The following is a 21,527-nucleotide window of genomic DNA, read 5'->3' on the forward strand; positions in this document are numbered from 1 at the left end:
GAACGCTACACCGGTTGGGCCAGGAACGTCCCGAGCCGCGCCATCGCCCTTCCGGTTACCCTGGTTCTCGTCCTGATCGGCTGGGTCATGTTCCGGGCTGCCAATGTTGGAGACGCCTTCACCGTCTATGGCGGCATGATCGGCCTCAACGGCATCACCCCGAGCATCGAGTTCCTCGCCAATGTCACCCGCGAAAACCTGCTCTTCCTGGTTCTCGCCATCTTCGCGGTCTTTGCCGAGCCGTATTTCAAGAAGCTGACCGATGCGGAGAACGGGATCGAGGCGCATGGCTTCTCGGTTTCTCCGAATGGAACAGCCGTTGCCATTCCCTCGCTCGCCTATCCGATTGCCATGAGCCTGCTGCTGGTCGTGACCGTGGCGCGCCTGTCGGAACAGTCGGTTTCACCCTTCCTCTACTTTCAGTTCTGACAGGAGATAAGACATGGCCAGCATTCGCCAGCACACAGCGACACTGCTTCTTCCGACGGTCTTCTTCGGTTACGCAATCTATGCCAACTCGACCATGATCTTTGCTGCCGCCGGCAGCGAAGCGGAAGCAGCCCAGGTCAACGACCTGTCGCTCTCCTACGTCATCGACGGTGAAGCCACTCGCGATCTGGACGCGCTCTACAAGAGTGAACTGCCGCACCGCGATGCCGCTGTCGGCGTCATCGGCAACGCCCGCTATGCCCTGCTCGGCTCCGGTCGTAAAGGTGTGATCGTTGGTGACGACGGCTGGTTTTTCACCGGCGAGGAATTCAAGCGCGTCAAACCGACGGAAATCGAGTCTGCGGTCAGCCAGATTGGCGAGGTCCGCAAGAAACTGGCCGACGCGGGTATCGAACTGGTCATGGTGCCGCTGCCGGCCAAGTCCGACATCTACACCGAGCACCTGCCGGACATGATGCGCAACGACGCAATGATGACAGCCTACGGCGATTTCTCGACCGCTCTCAAGCAGGCCGGCATGACGGTTGTCGATACGCGCACCGCCATGCTCGCAGCCAAGCCGCATGACGATGTGTTCCTGAAATCCGACACCCACTGGACCCCTGCCGGGGCCAGGGTGACGGCGGAAGCCGTGCAGAAGACGTTCCAGCAAAGTGGCATCCTGCTCGCATCCGAGCAGGTTACCGCCTCCTGGCAAACACCGGTCGATGTCTGGGGTGACCTGACCAAATACATCACCTCTCCCGACTACGCACCGCGCGTCGGCCTGAAGCCGGAAAGTGTTCCGATCTATCGGACCTCGGTTGCCGAGGCCGAAGGCAGCGGTGACATTTTCGGCAATGATGCATCCGTTCCGGTCATGCTGGTCGGCACCAGCTACAGCGCCAATGAAAACTGGTCCTTCACCGATTTCCTGCGCCAGACGCTGTCCTCCGATGTGGTCAATGTCGCCAAGGAAGGTCTCGGCCCCGGCGTCCCTATGATGGACCTGCTCGAAGGCCAGGTGCTGGCAGATACGCCACCAAGCGTCATCGTCTGGGAATTTCCCGTCCGCTACCTCGGCACTGACACACTGTGGACGCGCAAGACGAATGCCGGCAACGGCGGCCATCACGGCCCGGTTGGAGAAGGCAATGTCTAAGCGTTTGTATCCGCTCGCCATTCTCGCTGTCTGTGTCGGTACGCTCGCCGCCCAACCGAGTGCGGCTCGCGTCAAGCCGTTCTTCCCTCGCCCGAAGGCGGAGGAGCCAGCACCGCCCCCCAGACCCGCACCAACGGGACCGGCTGCAAAGCTGCCCCTGGAATTGCAGGCGGTCCGCAAGGATCTGCTCGCCGGCAAGCGCGTCAGCTACCGGCAACTGCAGGCTCTCGCCGATGCCGGTGACGGCATCGGGGCGTTCCGGCTTGCCGAGAGGATCGTCAAGGATGGTGATCCCAAATTCACGACAGATGCCCTGCATTATTTCACCATCGCCGTCTCCGAAGGGCGCGGCCATGCGGTGCGACACATGCTGGATCTGTTGACAGATACGCAGGCAGAGTTCCGGCCAGCGCATCTGAAAAGCGCGGAAATCGCGTTGCGAGCCCAGGCCAAGAAGGGCAACGAGAAGGCCGTGGATGGCCTGATACGTTTCTACAGCGAAGGTCGCCCCTTCGGTGACAGGCGCGGCGAGCTTGAAACACTGCTCGCCTCCGGCACCAGCAAGAAGAACGGCGATACAGCGTTCAAGCTGGCGGTCATGCTGCTTTCCGGGCAGGGCCGTACTCCCGAACAGACCGCTCAGGCAAGCCGCTATCTTGTCATTGCGCAGCAGACCGGCAGCATCGGCGTCAAGGCTGCCGCCGGCAACATAATGGCGATGCTGAAGAACCCACCCTCGGAAGAACACGCGGAGGTACAACCATGACCACCACACGTAGATACGGCTATCTGGCTGGCGTGCTCGCCGCAGTCACTCTTTGCAGTAGCTCGGCGGCATGGGCGCAGGCCGATGCGGATCCGTCATCCTCCTACGGTTGCCGCAATCTGGAGGAAATTTCGGAACTGCAGATGATCGAAGGCAAGGACGGCATGTTCTTCCGTATTCTGGCGGATCTTCGCCTTCAACATGCTTTCACCGACCAGACCGCCGACAATCTCGCGGCCATGTCCAAGGCGCTGGAACAGAAGGGGACGACACTGATCTATGTGCCGCTGCCGACGAAATCCCAGGTCCTTCCGGAACTCGTCCCGGCACGGGCTTCGCTCTATGGCTTTGACGCCGATATCGCAATGCAGATCTACAGCGATGTCATTCGCCGCCTGAGTGACAGAGATGTTGCGGCGGTCGATATCGCGTCACCCATGCGCGAGGACAACATCAACGGCTTCGGCGAACACTCGTTCTTCCAGTCGGACTTCCACTGGACGGCCCATGGTGCAAGCGTTGCCGCGAAAGCGATCGCCGAACGCATGAAGCAATTGCCTGCCTATGCCGATGTGACGCCGGTGCCGTTCAACATGGAAGAGGTCAAGCCGGACCCCGAGTATTCGAGCATGCGCGAGCTTCTGCAGAAGCACTGCACTTCGAATGTCCCGACTGTCACCGCTCATGCCTACCGCGCGGTGCGCAACGAAGAAGCCGCCACCGACGGCGCCTCGGTAGACATTTTTGGTGGAGGTGACGAAGCCACAGTTGCACTGATCGGAACCAGTTACTCCGACAAGCCGATCAGCAACTTTTCCGGCTACCTCGAACACTGGGCCCAAATTCCCATCGACAACTATTCGATCTCGGGCGGAAACCAGTTCGGCTCGATCCTGTCCTACATCACGTCGCGAGAGTTCCAGGAGCAACGTCCACGCTTCCTGATCTGGGAGAACCCCATCTACAACAATCTCGGTCAGTTTGGTGCAGCACCCTGGAAGGAAATCATCGCCGCGTCACTGGGCGAATGCAGCCCGCCGCTGACGACAGCTTCCGTCGACGGAAAAACCGTTGAAGCGGATCTCACACAAGTCAATTTGAGCGGCAACGATGTCCTGTTGGCCGACATCGGCTCCGACAGCAGCCGCAGCGTTACCTTCAAATTCACAGGCGCGGATGGCCAGATACGCACCCGTGCCATGGATCGCGGCGACCGTCTGCGCACGACTGGTCGCTACTACTTCTCGCTGGGCGGCTTTCCTGCGGGATCGTTCAGCAAGGTCGCCGTCTCGTTCGATGCTCCTGTCGGCGAAGACACCTCCCTCTCTGTCTGCAAGACGAAACTCGGAGAAGAGTCATGATGACGAAAACCCACTTCAACCTCGCTTTGGTATCGATGGCCGCAACCCTCGCTTTCGCTCTGCCTTCCCTGGCCGACGATGGTGGTCTGTATGAAAAGCCGATCGACCCGAATTCGGCCTTTGTCAGGGTCATCGCACCCGGCTCATCGATTGCCTCGGTCAAGAACAGTTCGTTCAGCCAGCTGAACGACGGCGTCTCACCTTATGTGGCGGTGGCACCCGGCGACATCTCGGTATCATCCAGCTTCCGCCAGGCAAGTGTCGAAGCGGCAGCCGGAAAATTCTATTCGGCCGTCATCACTCAGGATGGTGTGGTCACGGTCGAAGACGACATGACGAAAAATCCTTCCAAGGCGACGTTGACCCTCTACAATCTGACGGAAAAAGCGGCACTCGATCTCTTCGTTCCACAGGCCGGATCCGACGCTGTCTCGGATGTCGACAGTGGCGCATCGAAGTCAGTTGCCCTTCGAGCCCCGCTGAAAGTCGATCTTGTGGTCCGCGATGGCGAAAAGGAAATCGCCAAGATCGACGCGGTCGAATTCAAGCGGCTTGCCGGTGTCACCATTGTGGTGACCGGCACGGGCGACGATGTCACCGCGGTCGCGGTTCCCAGCACCATTGCGCGTTAATTCCTGAAATAGGTCCGGAGGTTTATCATGACGATTGGAAAACTGGTTAAATCGCTGCTCATGGCAGGTGTGATGACGGTTGCCACCGGAACTCCGGGAAGAAGCGAGCCGATCGATGTCCGGTTTTTGCCGCCGGACATCGACGTCCCTAAATCGGCAGTCTGCACGCCGCGCATCCGCGACGAAGACATGATTGCCGACTGGACGGCATGGGACCGCAAATCGCTGCCCAAGCGTGAAACCTACTCAATCACCCGCGACATGAACCGTTTGCGCGATATCGATGCAGGGCGTTTCGAGCCGATCCTCACCCGCATGCAGCAGCTTTTGCCGAGCATCAAGCCGGATTACAGCGAGAAGGATGCGTTGTTCGACACGGTCAAGCTGATGCTGGCCATGGGCGAAGGTGAAAAAGTCCGTGGCCAAGGGCTGGTCAAGAAGCTTCTGGAAAACAAGGAGCATCCTGCCGGATCGCTGAACACCCTTGCCGACTACCTGATCGACGGCAAAGGCATCGAAACCGATCGGACCAGCGGCCTCGAACTCAAGGTCCAGGCTGCCTATGGCGGAAATGCGGACGCCATCCTTGACCTCGCCCGCATGAGCAAGAACGGCGAAAAGATCGCCAAATGGGAAATCGAACCGGAACTGGCGGTCAACATGGCCTTCGGTTCGCTGGTCGGCGTTCTCGACGAAGGCATTTGCGACCGTATCGGCCGCGTCGCACGCGAATATGATGGTGGCGAGATCGTTACGAACGATCCGAATGTCAGCCTTGCCTGGTACAGGTTTGCCGCCGACCTCGGCGATACGTCCGCCGCCTGGGAAGTTGCCGAGTACAACCTTCTCAGCGAAAAAATCGTCAAGGACAACGATGTCCTGGTCAAATATCTGACGATGGCAGCAGACGGCGGCAACATGGCCGCGATTCTGGAACTCGGCCGCCTCTATGCAGAAGGTGCTATCGTCGAACGGGATCGTGAAAAAGCACTCTACTACTATACCATCGCGGAAAAATCCGGGAACCAGGCGGGACTGGTGAAGCAAGCCCAGCTCTACGAGCAGACAAAGGATACCTCTCCGGCAGACGCAGCGGCTTACGAGACCACGCTCCGCCAGCTCATTGAACGAGCCGACCCGCCACCCTGGGCGTTCACTCGTCTTGCACGTCTGGTCCAGAACCGGGAGGGCCTCTGGCAATCGGCAGAAAAGGCCAAACCCTTGCTGGAAGAAGCGGTAAAGCGCGGCGACATCGAAGGCGGCATTGATCTCGCCGAGCTTCTCGTGCGCGAAAGCCCGAATGCCGCCACCCTTGCCCGCTCGACCGATCTTCTCAGCCAGGCAATCCAAGGCAATGGCGAAATCAATGCCATTGCCAAACTCCAACGCATCTACCTCTGCATCGATCCCAAGGGTCCCGATCTGCAGGCCGCTGCCTACTGGTCGGATATTGAAGCCGGCGCGGGCAACAAGACCCTCAATCTCAAAGCCGATCAGATAGACCAGCTTCCGCAGCTTAAGGATCCGCTGGTGATCGCGGCGATCCAAACCCAGGCGCTTTACGGCCGCGCCAGCGCGCTTGCCCTGTATCAGCGCTATCTGAAAAGCGCCGGTTACTCAGATCAGGTGCTGAAATTCTGGGAACAGCGAGCCGAGGTCCGTCGTGGCGCAACAGTTGAAGCCGTCCTGCTTGATTTCAAACAGAACGTCGAGAAAGGTCGGATGACAGAAGCCAAGCAGAGTATACGGCTGACCAGCGAAGCGATGAGCGTCGATGCCGGTCTGAGCTTTGCACGCTTCCTTATCGAAAACTACGCCAGCGACCGCGACAGTGTGCAACTTGCCAAGGAGATACTGAAGCCATTGGCGGCTGGCGGTTACGGCCGTGCCGTTCGGCTTCTGGAGGAACTGGATGGCGAAGGCCTCAACCCACTTTCCTCAACCGTCAGCTACTACGGCGACGTGATGAAACAGAAGGGCGACATGGCCGCCCAGTTGCTGCTTGCCGAGAATGCCGAAGACAACGCGACGCGTGAGCTCTTCTATCAGCGTGCCATCGGCTCGCAACGCTGCGACTACGATGACTCGATGTCACTCGCCGAATTCGCCATGCGCCACAACCGCGAAGATGCCAAGCGCTGGTTGGCAATCGCATCCCATATCGCGACCGACGACGCCTGGCGCAAGGTCAAGATCGCCGACATGTACATGGAACTCGACACACCGGACACCAACAAGACAGCGCTCGACCTTTACGCCGAGGCACGCAGCGGCGGCGAACCGGCTGCCTTCTACCGTCTGGTGAAATACTATGCCAACAATGCCGGTGACGCTTACGATCCGAAGGCGGCAAGTGACATCTTCGTTGATCTCGTTCAGCGCTCCGACCTCAACAGCATGCCCGAAAAACTCCTCATGCTGGCCAACATGAAGCCTGAAATCAGGCGTCAAGTAAGCCTCAGGATCAATGTCAGGGATCTTTATCAGCGTTCTGCCGACACCGGCCAGCCGGTGGCCATGCGCGAACTGGGCAAGCTCCTGCGCAATGATCCGAAGGAAAGTCGGGCAATTATCGATGCATTTGCCTGGCTGAAGAAGGCGGCAGAAGCGGGCGATGCCGAAGCCATGTATCTGCTGTCGCAATCTTATGCATTCGGCACAGGAACCAAGCCCGCGCTTGATGCCGCTCAATACTGGATGGCGAAGTCGGCCGAGGCTGGCTATCCCGAAGCCGCCCATGTCTTGATGCTGACCAAAGCTGGAACGGAGGGCTGAGCCTTTGACCGATTTCACCACTTCACGGAAATGCGGCGTTACCGCCGTATCACTGCTCGCCCTGGCAGCGCTGGGTGGCACGGCATCCATTGCGAATGCTGCAGAGGAGACCTGCTTCTCGATTCCCGCCCCCGTGATCAGCCTCGGCTTCGGCAGTCGCTATGAAGCGGACTCCAAAACCCGATCCGATCTGGACGATGATTCCGACGCGGCCGTGACCAAGGCCTTGAAGCCGATCGATCTATTTATCCAGAACCTGGCCAAGCAGGTGACCAAGGCCGGCAAGGAAACCGACGCAACCAGCCGTGCCGACTACCAGCGCTGCGTCATAAATGCCGTGTACCAATGGGCCTCGGCCAATGCACTCAGCGACATGCAGACGGACAATGCCAAACTCTCCGTTCCTTCGCGTGTCGGCGGCATCGCCATCGCCTATGCAGAAAGCCGTAACCAGGTGAGCGGTGTGGCCGACAGGCAGCGCGTCATCGAGAAATGGCTGCTGGAACGGGCTCGCGCAACGGTCCACTTCTTCGACAATGATGCAACGAAGGGGGCGGCCCGCAACAACCTGCGCGCCTGGGCGAGCCTTGCGGTTGGAGAGGTCGGCATCCTCAATGAGGACAAACCGCTGACCGACTGGGCCATTCTCAGCAACCGGACGATGATTACCGATGCCTCTCCTGATGGCAGCCTGCCTCTTGAGATGAACCGGCAGCAATATGCCCTGCACTACCAGCTGCATGCCATGTCGCCGCTGGTCACGTCGATCGCACGGCTTTGCTCTGCGGGCTATGGAAAAGGCGGGGCAGACCTGACGAAGCTGGCCACAATGGCACGCTTCTCGATCAATGCCGTCAAGGATCCAACGATTGTTCAGAAAATCACCGGCGTCAAACAGACGGTCGAGCCTGGCTTGAAGGACAACACATCGTCGCTCGGGTGGCTCGAACCCTATGTCGCGTTGAGCAATGACAAGAAGATGGAAACCGAGTTCGCCGACCTCCGGCCGCTGTCGAACTCCAAGCTCGGCGGCAATGTCACAGCGTTGTATGGAAACAAGCGAACAAGCTGCGTCATAACAGCCATTCGCTGAAGGAGAACGACTTATTCGGAAACGAGACGGATCTTGTGGCTGATCAGCGGGGCAACCTGCTTGATCGGTTGCGGACCACGGTCGCTATTCCACTCTCCAACTTCCATGGAGACGAGGGAACGCACGGCATCGAGCGAGAAATCACGACCATGCGTGCCCGCAAGCGCCTCCTGCAGACGGCCAATCAGATCTTCGGCATCAGTATGAATAGACTGCGTCACCTTCCCGGTTCCTCCGAAAATATCATGCGCCAAAGATGGGTGTTTTTCTAGCGTCCAGAAGCCAACAATGGCCCTGAACACTTAAAAAAGTCGCAATTCTTCGTGGATGGCGCGGGACCGGTGGCAACATGTTTGCCAAAATGGCAAACAAAATCCAAACAGCGGCGCGCAATCTCTGCGCACCGCGTCAACCTGGAACAGGTGAAAGTTTAAGGGGGTGGCTTATGCCGCCATGCCCCAACCGGAGGGGTCGTCTTCGCCGAACATGCGCTCAAGGCTGAGGAAGCAGATCATGCTCTTGTCATGGGCGATGATGCCGTCCGAGAAGGCTGAACTCGGGCCCGTGGCGGCTGGAAGCGGTTGCAGGGTGCTGCCGGCAACAGTGAGAATATCCGAGACGCCATCGACCAGCAGCCCGACGGTCATACCGTTGACTTCGGTCACGACAACGGCACTCCGCTCGGTTGCCTGTGCTGCCGGCATGCCGAGCTTGACCGCAAGGTCGACGATCGGGATCACGGTACCGCGCAGGTTCATGACACCAAGCACTTCATACGGCGAATGTGGAATGGGGGTAACCGGCGCCCAGCCACGGATCTCGCGAATGGACGTCGTCTTCACGCAGAACTCCTGATCATGCAGACGAAATGCAATGATCTCAAGCGAGTCGGCGGCATTCGAGTTTGAAGTCAAATTCATGTACATGTCCTCCCAAGGTGCTGCCGACGTGCAGCCGCGACCAAAATGCCAGCTCAATCGTGCACTCTCGAGACAACTCCGTCTCCGCCGTCCGTGACAGAGAGCCCTTGTTCGTTCGAAGCCGCAAAACGAATCGGTCTATTAGGATTAGTAAATGATAAATCCATTGATAAGCCATTAATGCCCGCGCCGAATAACCCGGCCAAGGGCAATCCGGCACCTCTACGCTGCCCGCAACTCCAGATTTAGCGCAGCATTGACAAGGTCACGCCAATCGCGATCCGCGGCCAGTCGCGGGGGAAACAAACCGGGTAGAGCCAAGAAGCAGCCGGATGGATCGGCAGAATCCACGGCCGCAGAAGCTTGGCATAACTCCGCAGCCCGCGGATCCTCGATCTGCGGGTTCTGCATGACGTAGGCAATCCAGAGCGCTGTTGCTTCGGCAAAGACGGCTGCATCACGCCCCGCTGCCAGGTCATCGACTGCCGCTGCAAAAATACGCTGCGGCAGCTTCTGGCTTCCGTCCATAGCAATCTGTTTCGTGCGGTGAGCAATTGTCGGGTTGGAAAACCGCTCGATCAACTGCTCCCGGTATTCATCAAGATCGATGCCCGGCACAGGATCTAGCGTCAGTGCTGCTGCTGCCATATGCTGGCGCACGCGCTCAGCATAGTCCGGCACCGCCATGACATCCTTGACATACTCAAGGCCCTTGAGTTGGCCGAGATAGGCAATCATCGAATGCGGGCCGTTCAGCATCCGGAGTTTCATCTTCTCATACGGCTCGACATCGGCGACGAACAGAGCGCCCGCACTTTCCCATTCAGGTCGACCGGAAACGAAGCGATCCTCGATCACCCATTGCATGAAGGGTTCCGTATCCAGCGCCAGCTTGTCTTCAACTCCGAGGAGATCCGCCGCACGACGGCGGGTTTCATCCGTTGCCGCAGGAACGATACGGTCCACCATCGTGCAAGGAAACGCACCTTCCGCCGCGATCCAGCTGGCAAGCGCCGGATCTTGGGCCTCAGCCATTTCCAGCACCAGCCGTTCGACCACCCGACCGTTGGTTGGCAGGTTGTCGCAGCACAATACTGTAAAGGGCGACAGACCCGCACGTTTGCGCCGCGACAGGCCCTCGACAAGAAAGCCGATCACACCAACGGGTGCACCGGGCGCCACCAGATCGGCGGCAATGGCGGGATGACGACGATCAAGTCCTCCCGATGCCGGATCGAAACCATAGGCCTTTTCCGTGACCGTCAGCGAAACGATGCGGATTGCCGGATCGGCGAGCAGGACCAGCAGGCCGTCGCGATCGTTTGCAGCCGAAATACCGCCAACGACCGACCCGACTACGCGCGGCTCGGCCCCCGATGCATCGCGTGCAATCACGGAAAACAGATGATCCTGCATCTTCAAATCGCGGATCGGCTCAGACGAGCGCAGGCTCACGCCAACAATGCCCCAGTCGCCGAAGGATGCTGCAAGTGCGGTGTCCGTGTAGACCGCCTGGTGCGCGCGATGAAAGGCGCCAAAGCCGATATGAACGATACCGGGTTTCAGTTTGGCGCGATCGTATTGCGGTGAGAGAACCCCGCCGGCGAATGGAGAGGATGAAGACAGCTGCATGATCAGGACAATCCGTAAGTAAGATGTGACAAAGCCCGTTCGATACCGCGCAACTCGGCAAGACCCTTGAGCCGTCCGATTGCCGGATAGCCGGGCTGGGCACCACGCGTCAGGTCATCGAGGATTTCCTGCCCGTGGTCGGGGCGCATCGGAATCTGGTGATCCGGGCGGCCCTCGGCCTTCCGGCGCTTTTCTTCTGCAACAAGTCCGGCAATCACCGCGACCATATCGGTGTCCCCTTCGAGATGTTCATCCTCGTAAAACGAGCATGGCGTGCGATCCTCCTCGCGCCGGACATTGCGCAGATGGACAAAATGGATACGGGGTGCAAACCGGCGCACCATGGCCGGCAGGTCATTGGCAGCCAGCGCCCCGAGCGAACCTGTGCAGAAGGTCATGCCATTGGCGGGACGGTCAACCGCCTTCAACATATCGGCGTAGTCGTCGGCAGTCGACAGAACGCGCGGCAGACCGAGCAGCGCCCATGGCGGATCGTCCGGATGGGCGCAGATATTGATCCCGACCTCTTCGGCAACGGGAGTGACCTCCGCGAGAAAGTCGACGAGATGTCCCTTCAGCCTGTCGCGATCGATGCCGGCATAGGTCTCAAGATGCGCGCGAAGCTGCGGCAGGCTGTAGCCGTCGGCCGAACCGGGAAGCCCTGCACCGACATTGCGGGAAAGGCTGAGCTTGCGTTCGTCGGCCATCCCTTGAAAGCGCTGCAAGGCCTGTTCACGGGTTTCCGGATCATAGTCGTCTGGCGCCGATGGCCGCTGTAGCAGATGTATATCGAAAGCAACGAAATCGATGCGGTCGAAGCGCATGGCTTTCGCACCGTGTCGTGCCGTCCAGCGCAGGTCGGTGCGGGTCCAGTCCAGCACCGGCATGAAATTGTAGCAGACGGTTTTAATGCCGGCCGCAGACACTCGCCGCAGGCTCTCTTGCCAGTGGGTAATGTGCTCGCGCCACGGCCCCGTCTGCGTCTTGATACTCTCGGAGACCGGGATGCTTTCCACCACATCCCATTGCAGCCCGCCCGCCGCAATTTCGGCCTTGCGCTTGGCGATCTCCTCGACCGGCCAGACCTCCCCTGTCGGAATGTGATGCAGAGCGCTGACGATACCAAGCGCACCAGCCTGGGCCGCATCCTGCACACTCACCCGGTCTACCGGACCGAACCAACGCCATGTATGTCGCATGGAAAACTCCTTCAGCGAAGAAAACTGAGCTGCACCTTGCAGGCAGCCGAACGGTCGCCCGCCTGTTCGAAGGCCGCAACCGCCTGATCGATAGGAAAGCTGTGCGAAATGATCGGCCGAACGTCGATCCGTCGGTCGGCAATCAGTCGGACGGCCTCGCCGAATTCCACATCGAAACGCTGCGATCCGACGAGACGAAGTTCCTTGCCCACCAGTGCATTGAGTGGAAGCGTGATGTCGCCCGTCACGCCGACCTGCACGATCAGGCCGCGCGGCCGCACCGTCGCGATTGCGGTTCTGAGCGCCGGCTCCGCAGCCGAGCATTCGAAGACCGCATCGAATTGCCCCTTGTCCGCCTCGAAAGGAGCGAGCGCGCCCGGATCGTGGCGAACATTGATTGTTCTCGTGGCACCCATCGCCTTGGCTCTTTCGAGCGCGGCATCAGCAAGATCGGTAACCACCACCGCGCTAGCACCGGCATGGCGCGCAGCCGCCACGACCAGCGCTCCGATCGGGCCGGCGCCGGTGACCAGGACGGTGCGTCCCGAAAGATCGCCAGCCTGCGCCACCGCATGCAGACAAACTGCTAGCGGCTCGGCGCAGGCGGCTTCTCCGGCTGTGACCAGGGAGCCTGCCGGGAAGCACTGAAGCGACGGAACGATCATCCAGTCGCGAAACATGCCCTGCGCATGGGGCAGACGCATCGCACTGCCCATGAACTGCATGTTGAGGCAGTGAATGGGCGTACCCTCGCGGCAGAAACGGCAATGGCCGCAGGGCTGGCTGGGATTGATCGCGACCAGATCGCCGATTGCAAGACCCGAGACACCGGCACCGAGGGCAGAAACATAGCCTGACGCTTCATGGCCGGGAATGATCGGTTCGCGAACCCGCACCGGACCGAAACCACCATCTTGATAGTAATGCAGATCGGAGCCGCAGATGCCGCCCGCCGACATCTTGATCAGGATTTCTCCCTCGCCCGGCTCGCCAACATCCGCCGTTTCAACCTTGAGATCACGTTGGCCATAAAGCCGGGCAAGGCGCGTTTGCATCACTCTATTCCCTTCAGCGGATCAGACCGAGCTCTGTTGGCAGCCAGAGCGTGACGGCCGGAACAAAGGTGATCAGGATGAGGGCGATGAACAGCGGCACGAGCCAGGGCAGGATCGCCATGGTCGTCCGCTCGACGGAAAGCTTGGCAACGCGCGACAACACGAAGAGCACCATGCCGAGCGGCGGATGCAACAGCCCGATCATCAGGTTGAGCGTCATGATCAAACCGAAATGCACCGGATCAATGTCGAACTGCAACACGATCGGCAGCAAAATGGGCACCAGGATGGTGATCGCCGCGATCGTATCGAGAAAGCAGCCGACAAACAGCATCAGCAGGTTGACCAGGATGAGAAACACCCACTTGTTGTCGGTGATCGACAGCATCGCACCGGACAACATCTGTGCGGCCTGACTGACCGTCAAAAGCCAGGCAAAGATCGATGCCGCCGTGACGATGAACAGGACCGATGCGGTTGTCTCGATCGTGTCGAAGGTCGCACGCGACAGTGACTTAAGCGTCATTGTCCGGTAGCGCACCAAGCCAAGGAACAGTGACCACAGAACCGCCGCGACCGCCGCCTCCGTCGGCGTGAACCACCCCATGGTCATGCCGCCGATCAGGATGACCGGCGTCATCAGCGCCATGACGGCCGAAAAATCGAAATACCAGTCTGCTGCCAGCAACACGACGAGTGCAACGGCCACCGCCACGTTCATCGACTGGCCAGCCAGCATCAGCACATAGATCGAAAACGGCACGGCCAGCACCACCATCACCTCGACGGATGCCGAAAGCAGTCGTTTGATTTCGAAAGGCGTGTCGGCACCCCATCCCCGCCGATAGGCAAAAATCGCCACGGTGATCATCATCAACACCGTCATAACGACACCCGGTACGATACCCGCCATGAACAAGGCGCCGATGGAGACATTAGCCATCATGCCGTAGATCACGAAGGGCAGCGACGGCGGAAAGATCGGGCCAAGGGTGGCCGACGCGGCCGTCACGCCGACGGCGACTTCGACCGGATAGCCGTGATCCTTCATCGCCTTGATCTCGATTGTGCCAATGCCGGCGGCATCGGCCAGAGCGGTCCCCGACATGCCGGAAAAGATCACCGAGCCGATAATGTTGACCTGCGCCAGCCCCCCCTTCATCCAGCCGACAAGCGCGACCGCGAAGGAGTAGATGCGGCCGGTGACGCCTGCGGAATTCATCAGGTTTCCGGCGAGGATGAAGAAGGGGACGGCGAGCAGCGGAAAGCTCTCGACGCCGGCAATCATCCGCTGCGCGGCAATGATATCGGGCGCGACATTATAAAAGACGAGATAGAGGACGGAGGCGACAGCCATGGAGATGGAGACGGGCACGCCCACGACCATCAGGACAAGAAAGGAACCAACGAGCAGAAGCATGGATCAATCCTCGATCTTCTGAAATTCTTCCGGCCGCTCGAGCACGGAATAGCCGCGCCGCTGATTGGCAATGAATACCTGGATGGAGCGGAACAACATCAGCACGAAGCCGGCCATCACGCTGTAGAAGACGATGTTGCGCGGCAGGTTGACGGTGACCATGCGCTCGTCGGCGACAATCGACACGTAGCGCCACATCAGCCAGCAGGCGTAGACAAAGAAACCGATCCGCACGAGATCGACAAAGATCGCAAGCGCCCGAGCCACCTTCACCGGAACGTAGTGATAGAGCACGTCCACCTGGATATGGCGCGACACACGCACACACATCACTGCCCCGAGAAAGACCACGGCGATCAAGCAATTGATCGCAATTTCTTCCGTCCAGGCGTAGGAATTGTTGAGCACGTAGCGGGTGAAGAATTGCAGGAAGACGCACCCCGCCATGAGCCAGAAAATGGCAAGCGTGACCCAGTCTTCGATAGCGTAATGCGAGATATCGATATCGGGTGCAGCTTCATCGAAGGAATGAGCAAGTTCCTCCGCTGTAATCGGCGTATGGATTTCTTTTGACATGACAGACATCCGCGAAAGAGGAAGAGATGCCGGCTCATCCTTGGAAGAGCCGGCGCACGGATCACTTGACGGCGCGGATCGCCTCCCAGTCGGCTTTGACATAGCCGAAATCTTCCATGGCCGCTTTTTCCATCACGGTCTTTTCGAAGTCGGTCTTGTCGACTTCAGCAACATCGATCCCACGTTCCTTGAACGTCGCCACCAACGCCTGCTCGCGCTCGGCAATGATATTGGTGCTGCGTTCGGCCGCCTGCTGCATCACCTCGGTGAAGATCTGCTTGTCGGCATCCGAGAGCTGCGCCCACAGGCTCTTCGAAATCAGCGTGTTGAGATGATCGACGATGTGGCCGGTGAGCACGATGTGCTTCTGAACTTCGTAGAACTTCTTCGCTTCAATCGTGGTCAGCGGGTTCTCCTGCGCTTCGACCGTGCCGTTCTGCAGGGCAAGATAGACCTCGGCAAAAGCGATTGGTGTGGTGTTCGCACCGCAGGAACGCGGCATGGCGAGATAGGCAGGCACGTCCGGCACGCGGATCTTCAGGCCGGCCATGTCGGCGCATTTGGCAATCGGCTTGTTCGAGGTGGTGTGGCGTGTTCCGTAATAGGTAACGGCGACAATGTGGTTGCCGGACGCCTCTTCGTAGCCCTGGGCAAGACGCTTGAACACATCACTCTTGGTATAGGCGATCAGATGTGCCGGATCACGGAACGTATAGGGATAATAGGTCACGCCGATCGGTGCATATTCGCGCGCCGCAAAGCTCGAACCCGAAATGATGATGTCGACCGTGCCGAGTTTCAGGCCCTGGTTGAGGTCGGCTTCCTTGCCGAGCTGCGATGCCGGGAAGACATCGATCTTGTAGCGTCCTTCGGTGCGCTTACCGATCTCCTCGGCCGCCCAGACGGATTCGGTGTGGAACGGTTCCGACGTCTCGTAGACATGCGCCCACTTCAGCACGGTTTCCGCATGTGCGGTGAAAGCAGTGGCCAGAACGGCGGCGGTCGCGCCCAATAGCATTTTCAGTCTGAACTTCATTTCATTCTCCTCCCAGGTTGAAAGTCAGTGGATCGGCTAGACGCCGCCGGCACGCCTCCATGCGGCCGGTATCGAACCGTCGGTCGTTTCCTCCTCGAAACTTTCCGACAGGCGAAGCTGTGATTGATCAAGATGGGCACGCATGGCGGCCCGGGCTGCGACAGGATCACCGGCTGCAATCGCATCCCGAATGGCACGATGCTCCTCCATCGCGGCCCGCCAGGTATCGCTATTTTCGAAATAGCTGGCGAGCTTTTCGAAATACGGCGTCATACGCATATCGTGAATACTGCCGACGAAACGGTTCAGCGTGGCATTCGCGATGATACCCGACACGATCACATGGAAATCGCGATCAAGCGCCAGAGCGAGGCGACGATCATCCAGCGCTGCCGCCATCTGTGCGAGATTGTCGTCGAGCACCAGAATATGCTCGGGCTTGGCCAGCCTTGCGGCTTCCTCTGCCACAGCGCACTCGACTACGGCCCGCGCACGCAGCAATTCGAACGGCCCTTCGAAATCTTCCGGCGGCAAATCGGCAGGCGGCACCTTGCGTGCCGTCACATAGATGCCGGAGCCCATGCGGATATCGATGAAACCTTCGACTTCCAGCACGATCAATGCCTCGCGAATGGTCGGGCGCGAGACGCCGAGCTTTTGCGCCAGATCACGCTCGGCCGGCAGCCTGGATCCCGCCGGCAATTCGCCGCGTTCGATCAGGCCTCGCATCTGGTCCGCCACCTGGCGATACAGGCGGCGCGATTCCACGGCAGAAAAAATCATGGTCTGCATGTGCCTTCTGGACAGGTGGCCAAGTGGTCATACCAATTTAGTCAGTCGTACACCCGCGACCCGATAGCTGTCAATCGCATTCCAGTCCAGTTTCCGCGCAAGTCAGCAACAGCCTACTTGTCGGCCAGCATGGCCACCAGGACATCCGTCTGCGAAATGATTCCGACCAGACGGTTTCCGCCATTGATCACCGGCAAATAGTGCAGACCTTCCTCGGCGAATGTGACAATCGCCGCCGAAACCGGAGATTGGGGAAGAACCGTACGGACCGGCGTGGTCATGATATCGCGCACCGTGCCGTTTGGTGCGGAAGCACCGGAAAGCGCAAGACGCAGTCGCCGGCGAAAGCCGATGACCGGCCGCCCCTTGCTCCATTCGGCCTTGTCGAGCAGATCCGTCTGCGTGACTATGCCGATGACCCGGGCATTGTCGTCGGTAACCGGCAAAGCCTTGATGTGGTGACGGCGCAACAGCGTCAAAGCCTCCTGCAAGGAGGCATCCGGCGCAATGGCAATAACGTCACGCGACATGACCTGCGCACAGACGGTATCGCCGCTCCGCCGCTGGTAGGAGCGGAGTTCCGTGCGCCGAATGATATTTTCGAGATCGTCCCGATCGATATCGAGAAATTCGTCGTAGTCCCGCAGCACCGCGTCGAGATCGGCGCGAGTAAAGCCGATGCGCTCGGCCGGCGGCGGATCGGACGTACCGTGTTCGGACACCGCCGGCTTCGGCATATGCGGATAGCGGCGGCCGGTCAGATTGTTGAATGCAAGCGCCAGCAACAACAAGAGCAACGAGTTCCCGGCGACCGGCCAGACGACGAACTCATAACCCAGGCCCTGTACAAGCGGCCCCCCGAGCACGGCAGTGAGGGCAATGGCGCCGCTCGGCGGATGCAGACAGCGCAGTGCCATCATGGCCGCGATCGCCAGGCCGACCGCCAAGGCAGCGGCGAGATAAGGATCTGCCACCAGCTTGGCCACCGTGACGCCTAGAAGTGCAGAGACAATATTGCCACCCATGATCGACCACGGTTGGGCCAGCGGACTGGATGGTATGGCAAACAACAGCACCGCGGATGCCCCCATCGGCGCAATCAGCGCCGGCAGACCTGGGCTTCCATTGACGAAAAAATGGCCGATAAGACCGGTCACCAGGATGCCGATAAATGCGCCGGCAACCGCCCGCGCCCGCTCCCGGTAGCTGACGGTCACCGCTTCGGGGATCAATCGAATTAACCAGTGATGCTCTTGCGCCATGACGTGCCCGGTACAAACGAGAGGAACCGTCGCGCGCTTAGCACAGACAAGCCTCCACCGTCACTGCCAAAGGCGTGGCTGATCTGGCACCCTCCAAACGCACGTCCGATCGGCACTTGACGCGGCAAGCTATATCTTCGTAACCTGAGCGCATTCACCAGGGGGGTCCCGCAAGGGGCTGAGAGTCTGCTGAGCTTTTTCGAAAGCAGCGCAGTGACCCGTTGAACCTGATCCAGTTCATACTGGCGTAGGGACGGTGCGAGCGCTGCAATGCCACGAGTCCATCTGAATGGGCGTGCGGCAGGCGTCTATCCATCTTTCCGGCTGACATGACTGGGTCTCCAAATCAAACTTGGAGCCTCACGATGAACATTGCCCAAAATTTTGCCAAACCCGAAGTCACGACCGGCCCACTTCCGGCCTCGACGAAGATCCATCTGAAAGGCGAAGTCCACCCGGACATTCGCGTGCCGATGCGCCAGATCGCGCTTCATCCGACCTCGGGCGAGCCGCCCGTCAACCTTTATGACAGCTCCGGCCCCTATACCGATCAGGCGACGACGATTGCGATTGACAAAGGCCTTCCCCGCAACCGCGCCGCCTGGATTACCGGCCGCTCCGACGTCGAAATCTATGCCGGCCGGCATATCAAGCCGGAAGACAACGGCTTCGTCTCCGGCGACAGGTTGACCCCGGAATTTCCCGTGCGCCACCCGCCCTTGCGTGCAACCGACGGCAAAGCGGTCACACAGCTCGCCTACGCCCGGGCCGGGATCATCACGGCGGAAATGGAATTTATCGCAATCCGCGAAAACCTTGGCCGCAAGGCGGCCAGCGAGCCAATGGTTCGGGACGGCGAAAGTTTTGGCGCCCACATTCCAGACTATGTCACGCCGGAATTTGTCCGCCAGGAAGTTGCCGCAGGCCGCGCGATCATCCCGGCCAACATCAACCATCCGGAACTCGAGCCGATGATCATCGGCCGCAATTTCCTCGTCAAGATCAATGCCAATATCGGCAATTCCGCGGTCACCTCCTCGATGGCGGAGGAGGTTGAAAAGATGGTATGGGCGATCCGCTGGGGCGCCGACACCGTCATGGACCTGTCTACCGGCCGCAACATTCACAACATCCGCGACTGGATCATCCGCAATTCTCCGGTGCCGATCGGCACGGTGCCGCTATACCAGGCGCTGGAAAAGGTCGGTGGCATTGCCGAGGACCTGACCTGGGAGGTCTATCGCGACACGCTGATCGAACAGGCCGAACAGGGCGTCGACTATTTCACCATCCATGCCGGCGTCCGGCTCGCTTACATTCCGCTCACCGTCAATCGCGTCACCGGCATCGTCAGCCGCGGCGGCTCGATCATGGCCAAGTGGTGTCTGCATCACCACAAGGAGAGCTTCCTCTACGAGCATTTCGCCGAAATCTGCGACATCTGCCGGACCTACGACGTGTCGTTCTCGCTCGGCGACGGGCTTCGTCCCGGTTCGATCGCCGACGCCAATGACGCCGCCCAGTTTGCCGAACTGGAAACCCTGGGGGAACTGACTCAGATCGCCTGGTCCAAGGATTGCCAGGTGATGATCGAAGGCCCCGGCCATGTGCCGATGCACAAGATCAAGGAAAACATGGACAAGCAGTTGAAGACTTGCGGCGAGGCCCCCTTCTATACGCTCGGACCACTGACCACCGATATTGCTCCCGGCTATGACCACATCACGTCCGGCATTGGTGCCGCCATGATTGGCTGGTTCGGCACGGCCATGCTCTGCTACGTTACGCCGAAGGAACATCTCGGCCTGCCGGACCGCAACGATGTGAAGGTCGGTGTCATCACCTACAAGATCGCGGCCCATGCCGCCGATCTCGCCAAGGGCCATCCGGCAGCGCAGGTTCGCGACGACGCATTGTCGCGCGCCCGCTTCGAGTTTCGCTGGGAGGATCAGTTCAACCTGTCGCTCGATCCCGATACCGCCCGCGCCTTCCACGACGAGACGCTTCCGAAGGAGGCACACAAGGTCGCGCATTTCTGCTCGATGTGCGGCCCCAAATTCTGCTCGATGCGGATCTCGCATGACATCCGCGCGGAAGCGCAGAAGGAAGGCCTGGCCGCGATGGCGGAGAAGTTTCGACAGGGTGGCCAGCTCTACATGCCGCTGGACGATACGGCACAGCCAAAGGCGGGAGAGTGACATGAGCCTTGTCATAAGAGGGGCCGGCATTGCCGGCCTCGTCACCGCCCATGAACTGGTGAGCCGTGGCTTTTCCGTCGAAGTGCACGAGCGCGCCGATGCTGTCGGACAAGGCGCGTCCCACTACGCCGGCGGCATGCTTGCGCCCTATTGCGAGCGGGAGGCCGCGCCGGAACAAGTTTTGCAGCTGGGGCTTCAGGGCCTGAAGTGGTGGCGAAAGACCTTGCCCTCAGAGGTGGTCAACAAGGGCACGCTCGTGCTTGCCCAGCCGAGAGACATGGCCGAACTCAGCCGCTTTGCAGCGCGCACGCGAGCCTATGAATGGGTCGACGCTGAAGCCATCGCCACCCTTGAGCCAGCCCTGGCGGGACGTTTCCAAAAGGGCCTGTTCTTTGCCGACGAGGCGCATCTGGACCCACGCCGGGTGATGCGAAGACTGCATGAGACCCTGGAAAAACACGGCGCCGTATTCCGTCTCTCATATGATGACGTTATGGCGCCTCCCCCACCCGAGTGTACCGGCGACGGCACCCTCGGCCACACCGGCAGTTGTATTGTCGACTGCACCGGTGCAGCAGCCATCGGCACCATTGACGGCCTGCGCGGCGTGCGCGGCGAGATGCTCTATCTGCACACTCCGGATATCACCCTGTCGCGGCCAATACGCCTCCTCCATCCGCGCCATCCTCTCTACGTGGTGCCACGCGGCGACGGTCTGTTCATGTTGGGCGCAACAATGATCGAGGCCGCAGACAGCGGTCCCATAACTGTCCGATCGCTGATGGAACTGCTCAACATGGCTTATGCCGTGCACCCTGCATTCGGCGAGGCGCGTGTCACGGAAACAGGCGCGGGCATCCGTCCCGCCTTACCAGACAATATCCCTCGCATTTTCGAAACACCGGAGGGATTGGCCGTTGCCGGCATGCATCGCCACGGCTTTCTGCTGGCACCCGCCATGGCACAAGAGGTCGCGGATCGGCTTGAACGCCGCCACACCAGCGTGGAAAGGAAAATCGCATGATGCTGATCGTCAATGGCGAGCCGGAGGACTGCCCGGCCACAACACTCGCCGAACTGCTTATCGCACTCGAATACGAAGGCGACTGGCTGGCAACCGCGGTCAATGGCGACCTTGTCCATCGCGAGGATCGGCCACGACACCAACTCAAGCAAGGCGACCGGATCGAGATCCTTTCGCCGATGCAGGGAGGGTGAC

19 protein-coding genes, 1 pseudogene and 1 riboswitch are annotated in these 21,527 nt (G+C 59.8%); of the genes and pseudogenes, 10 read left to right on the plus strand and 10 right to left on the minus strand.

From position 1 onward, the window contains the following. The 7 genes and pseudogenes from PDO_RS28375 to PDO_RS14380 all read left to right on the plus strand — a co-directional run. Positions 1–429 (plus strand): annotated as a pseudogene (locus tag PDO_RS28375) (MBOAT family O-acyltransferase); the annotation flags it as partial. A gap of 13 nt (positions 430–442) precedes the next feature. After that, on the plus strand, positions 443–1,591 hold the full coding sequence (locus tag PDO_RS14355; protein ID WP_007602959.1) for an alginate O-acetyltransferase: 1,149 nt from the start codon (positions 443–445) through the stop codon (positions 1,589–1,591). Beyond that, positions 1,584–2,357: a hypothetical protein gene (locus tag PDO_RS14360; RefSeq protein WP_007602961.1), complete on the plus strand. Its 774-nt coding sequence runs from the start codon at positions 1,584–1,586 to the stop codon at positions 2,355–2,357. Before PDO_RS14355 ends, PDO_RS14360 begins: the two co-directional genes overlap by 8 nt. Next, a complete protein-coding gene (locus PDO_RS14365) occupies positions 2,354–3,718 on the plus strand; it encodes an alginate O-acetyltransferase AlgX-related protein (protein ID WP_007602963.1) in 1,365 nt (454 codons plus the stop codon). The genes PDO_RS14360 and PDO_RS14365 overlap by 4 nt, the downstream gene beginning before the upstream one ends. Continuing rightward, the gene (locus PDO_RS14370; RefSeq protein ID WP_007602966.1) at positions 3,715–4,350 is read left to right on the plus strand and encodes an alginate O-acetyltransferase AlgF; all 636 of its coding nucleotides are present in this window, start codon (positions 3,715–3,717) and stop codon (positions 4,348–4,350) included. Before PDO_RS14365 ends, PDO_RS14370 begins: the two co-directional genes overlap by 4 nt. 27 nt (positions 4,351–4,377) lie before the next feature. Continuing rightward, positions 4,378–7,125: a tetratricopeptide repeat protein gene (locus tag PDO_RS14375; protein WP_007602967.1), complete on the plus strand. Its 2,748-nt coding sequence runs from the start codon at positions 4,378–4,380 to the stop codon at positions 7,123–7,125. A gap of 4 nt (positions 7,126–7,129) precedes the next feature. After that, positions 7,130–8,218: an alginate lyase family protein gene (locus tag PDO_RS14380; RefSeq protein WP_007602968.1), complete on the plus strand. Its 1,089-nt coding sequence runs from the start codon at positions 7,130–7,132 to the stop codon at positions 8,216–8,218. A gap of 11 nt (positions 8,219–8,229) precedes the next feature. Here the strand turns inward: PDO_RS14380 and PDO_RS14385 are convergent, their stop codons facing one another. The 10 genes from PDO_RS14385 to PDO_RS14430 form a co-directional block, all read right to left on the minus strand. Further along, positions 8,230–8,439, minus strand: a complete 210-nt coding sequence (locus PDO_RS14385; RefSeq protein ID WP_007602969.1) for a hypothetical protein — start codon at positions 8,437–8,439, stop codon at positions 8,230–8,232. 222 nt (positions 8,440–8,661) lie between these two features. Beyond that, positions 8,662–9,138 carry a chemotaxis protein CheW gene (locus tag PDO_RS14390; RefSeq protein ID WP_007602970.1) on the minus strand — a complete coding sequence of 159 codons (477 nt, stop codon included), beginning with the start codon at positions 9,136–9,138 and terminating at the stop codon, positions 8,662–8,664. Positions 9,139–9,360: 222 nt separating this feature from the next. Continuing rightward, a complete protein-coding gene (locus PDO_RS14395) occupies positions 9,361–10,770 on the minus strand; it encodes a mannitol dehydrogenase family protein (RefSeq protein WP_007602971.1) in 1,410 nt (469 codons plus the stop codon). 2 nt (positions 10,771–10,772) lie between these two features. After that, positions 10,773–11,969 (minus strand): mannonate dehydratase, encoded by a 1,197-nt coding sequence (gene uxuA / locus PDO_RS14400; protein ID WP_007602972.1) that lies wholly within the window; start codon positions 11,967–11,969, stop codon positions 10,773–10,775. 11 nt (positions 11,970–11,980) lie between these two features. Continuing rightward, entirely contained in the window at positions 11,981–13,024 is a 1,044-nt protein-coding gene (locus PDO_RS14405; protein WP_007602973.1) for an L-idonate 5-dehydrogenase, read from the minus strand. Between the two features lie 13 nt (positions 13,025–13,037). Next, positions 13,038–14,444 (minus strand): TRAP transporter large permease, encoded by a 1,407-nt coding sequence (locus tag PDO_RS14410; protein ID WP_007602974.1) that lies wholly within the window; start codon positions 14,442–14,444, stop codon positions 13,038–13,040. 3 nt (positions 14,445–14,447) lie between these two features. Next, positions 14,448–15,020 carry a TRAP transporter small permease gene (locus tag PDO_RS14415; protein WP_007602975.1) on the minus strand — a complete coding sequence of 191 codons (573 nt, stop codon included), beginning with the start codon at positions 15,018–15,020 and terminating at the stop codon, positions 14,448–14,450. 61 nt (positions 15,021–15,081) lie between these two features. Continuing rightward, positions 15,082–16,056: a sialic acid TRAP transporter substrate-binding protein SiaP gene (locus PDO_RS14420; protein ID WP_007602977.1), complete on the minus strand. Its 975-nt coding sequence runs from the start codon at positions 16,054–16,056 to the stop codon at positions 15,082–15,084. Positions 16,057–16,092: 36 nt separating this feature from the next. Next, entirely contained in the window at positions 16,093–16,839 is a 747-nt protein-coding gene (locus PDO_RS14425; RefSeq protein WP_052023459.1) for a FadR/GntR family transcriptional regulator, read from the minus strand. A 122-nt stretch (positions 16,840–16,961) separates the two neighbouring features. After that, positions 16,962–18,110 (minus strand): HPP family protein, encoded by a 1,149-nt coding sequence (locus PDO_RS14430; protein WP_007602980.1) that lies wholly within the window; start codon positions 18,108–18,110, stop codon positions 16,962–16,964. 149 nt (positions 18,111–18,259) lie between these two features. After that, a riboswitch (TPP riboswitch) is annotated at positions 18,260–18,382 on the plus strand. A gap of 93 nt (positions 18,383–18,475) precedes the next feature. On the opposite strand from PDO_RS14430, the gene thiC reads away from it, so the two are divergent. The 3 genes from thiC to thiS are packed head-to-tail and all read left to right on the plus strand — an operon-like array spanning position 18,476 to position 21,526. Next, entirely contained in the window at positions 18,476–20,308 is a 1,833-nt protein-coding gene (gene thiC, locus PDO_RS14435) for a phosphomethylpyrimidine synthase ThiC (RefSeq protein WP_007602981.1), read from the plus strand. 1 nt (position 20,309) lies between these two features. After that, on the plus strand, positions 20,310–21,332 hold the full coding sequence (gene thiO / locus PDO_RS14440) for a glycine oxidase ThiO (protein ID WP_007602983.1): 1,023 nt from the start codon (positions 20,310–20,312) through the stop codon (positions 21,330–21,332). Further along, positions 21,329–21,526 (plus strand): sulfur carrier protein ThiS, encoded by a 198-nt coding sequence (gene thiS, locus PDO_RS14445; RefSeq protein WP_007602987.1) that lies wholly within the window; start codon positions 21,329–21,331, stop codon positions 21,524–21,526. The genes thiO and thiS overlap by 4 nt, the downstream gene beginning before the upstream one ends. The last annotated feature ends 1 nt before the right edge of the window (position 21,527 follow it).

The sequence above is a fragment of the Rhizobium sp. PDO1-076 genome (assembly GCF_000247475.1).
Lineage (GTDB): Bacteria > Pseudomonadota > Alphaproteobacteria > Rhizobiales > Rhizobiaceae > Allorhizobium.

Excerpts from the sequence above, each read along its gene's own strand:
- PDO_RS14355 (WP_007602959.1), top strand. The coding sequence starts at position 443 with ATGGCCAGCATTCGCCAGCACACAGCGACACTGCTTCTTCCGACGGTC.
- PDO_RS14360 (WP_007602961.1), top strand. The coding sequence starts at position 1,584 with ATGTCTAAGCGTTTGTATCCGCTCGCCATTCTCGCTGTCTGTGTCGGT.
- PDO_RS14365 (WP_007602963.1), top strand. The coding sequence starts at position 2,354 with ATGACCACCACACGTAGATACGGCTATCTGGCTGGCGTGCTCGCCGCA.
- PDO_RS14370 (WP_007602966.1), top strand. The coding sequence starts at position 3,715 with ATGATGACGAAAACCCACTTCAACCTCGCTTTGGTATCGATGGCCGCA.
- PDO_RS14375 (WP_007602967.1), top strand. The coding sequence starts at position 4,378 with ATGACGATTGGAAAACTGGTTAAATCGCTGCTCATGGCAGGTGTGATG.
- PDO_RS14390 (WP_007602970.1), bottom strand. The coding sequence starts at position 9,138 with ATGAATTTGACTTCAAACTCGAATGCCGCCGACTCGCTTGAGATCATT.
- PDO_RS14395 (WP_007602971.1), bottom strand. The coding sequence starts at position 10,770 with ATGCAGCTGTCTTCATCCTCTCCATTCGCCGGCGGGGTTCTCTCACCG.
- uxuA (WP_007602972.1), bottom strand. The coding sequence starts at position 11,969 with ATGCGACATACATGGCGTTGGTTCGGTCCGGTAGACCGGGTGAGTGTG.
- PDO_RS14405 (WP_007602973.1), bottom strand. The coding sequence starts at position 13,024 with ATGCAAACGCGCCTTGCCCGGCTTTATGGCCAACGTGATCTCAAGGTT.
- PDO_RS14410 (WP_007602974.1), bottom strand. The coding sequence starts at position 14,444 with ATGCTTCTGCTCGTTGGTTCCTTTCTTGTCCTGATGGTCGTGGGCGTG.
- PDO_RS14415 (WP_007602975.1), bottom strand. The coding sequence starts at position 15,020 with ATGTCAAAAGAAATCCATACGCCGATTACAGCGGAGGAACTTGCTCAT.
- PDO_RS14420 (WP_007602977.1), bottom strand. The coding sequence starts at position 16,056 with ATGAAGTTCAGACTGAAAATGCTATTGGGCGCGACCGCCGCCGTTCTG.
- PDO_RS14425 (WP_052023459.1), bottom strand. The coding sequence starts at position 16,839 with ATGATTTTTTCTGCCGTGGAATCGCGCCGCCTGTATCGCCAGGTGGCG.
- PDO_RS14430 (WP_007602980.1), bottom strand. The coding sequence starts at position 18,110 with ATGGCGCAAGAGCATCACTGGTTAATTCGATTGATCCCCGAAGCGGTG.
- thiC (WP_007602981.1), top strand. The coding sequence starts at position 18,476 with ATGAACATTGCCCAAAATTTTGCCAAACCCGAAGTCACGACCGGCCCA.
- thiO (WP_007602983.1), top strand. The coding sequence starts at position 20,310 with ATGAGCCTTGTCATAAGAGGGGCCGGCATTGCCGGCCTCGTCACCGCC.
- thiS (WP_007602987.1), top strand. The coding sequence starts at position 21,329 with ATGATGCTGATCGTCAATGGCGAGCCGGAGGACTGCCCGGCCACAACA.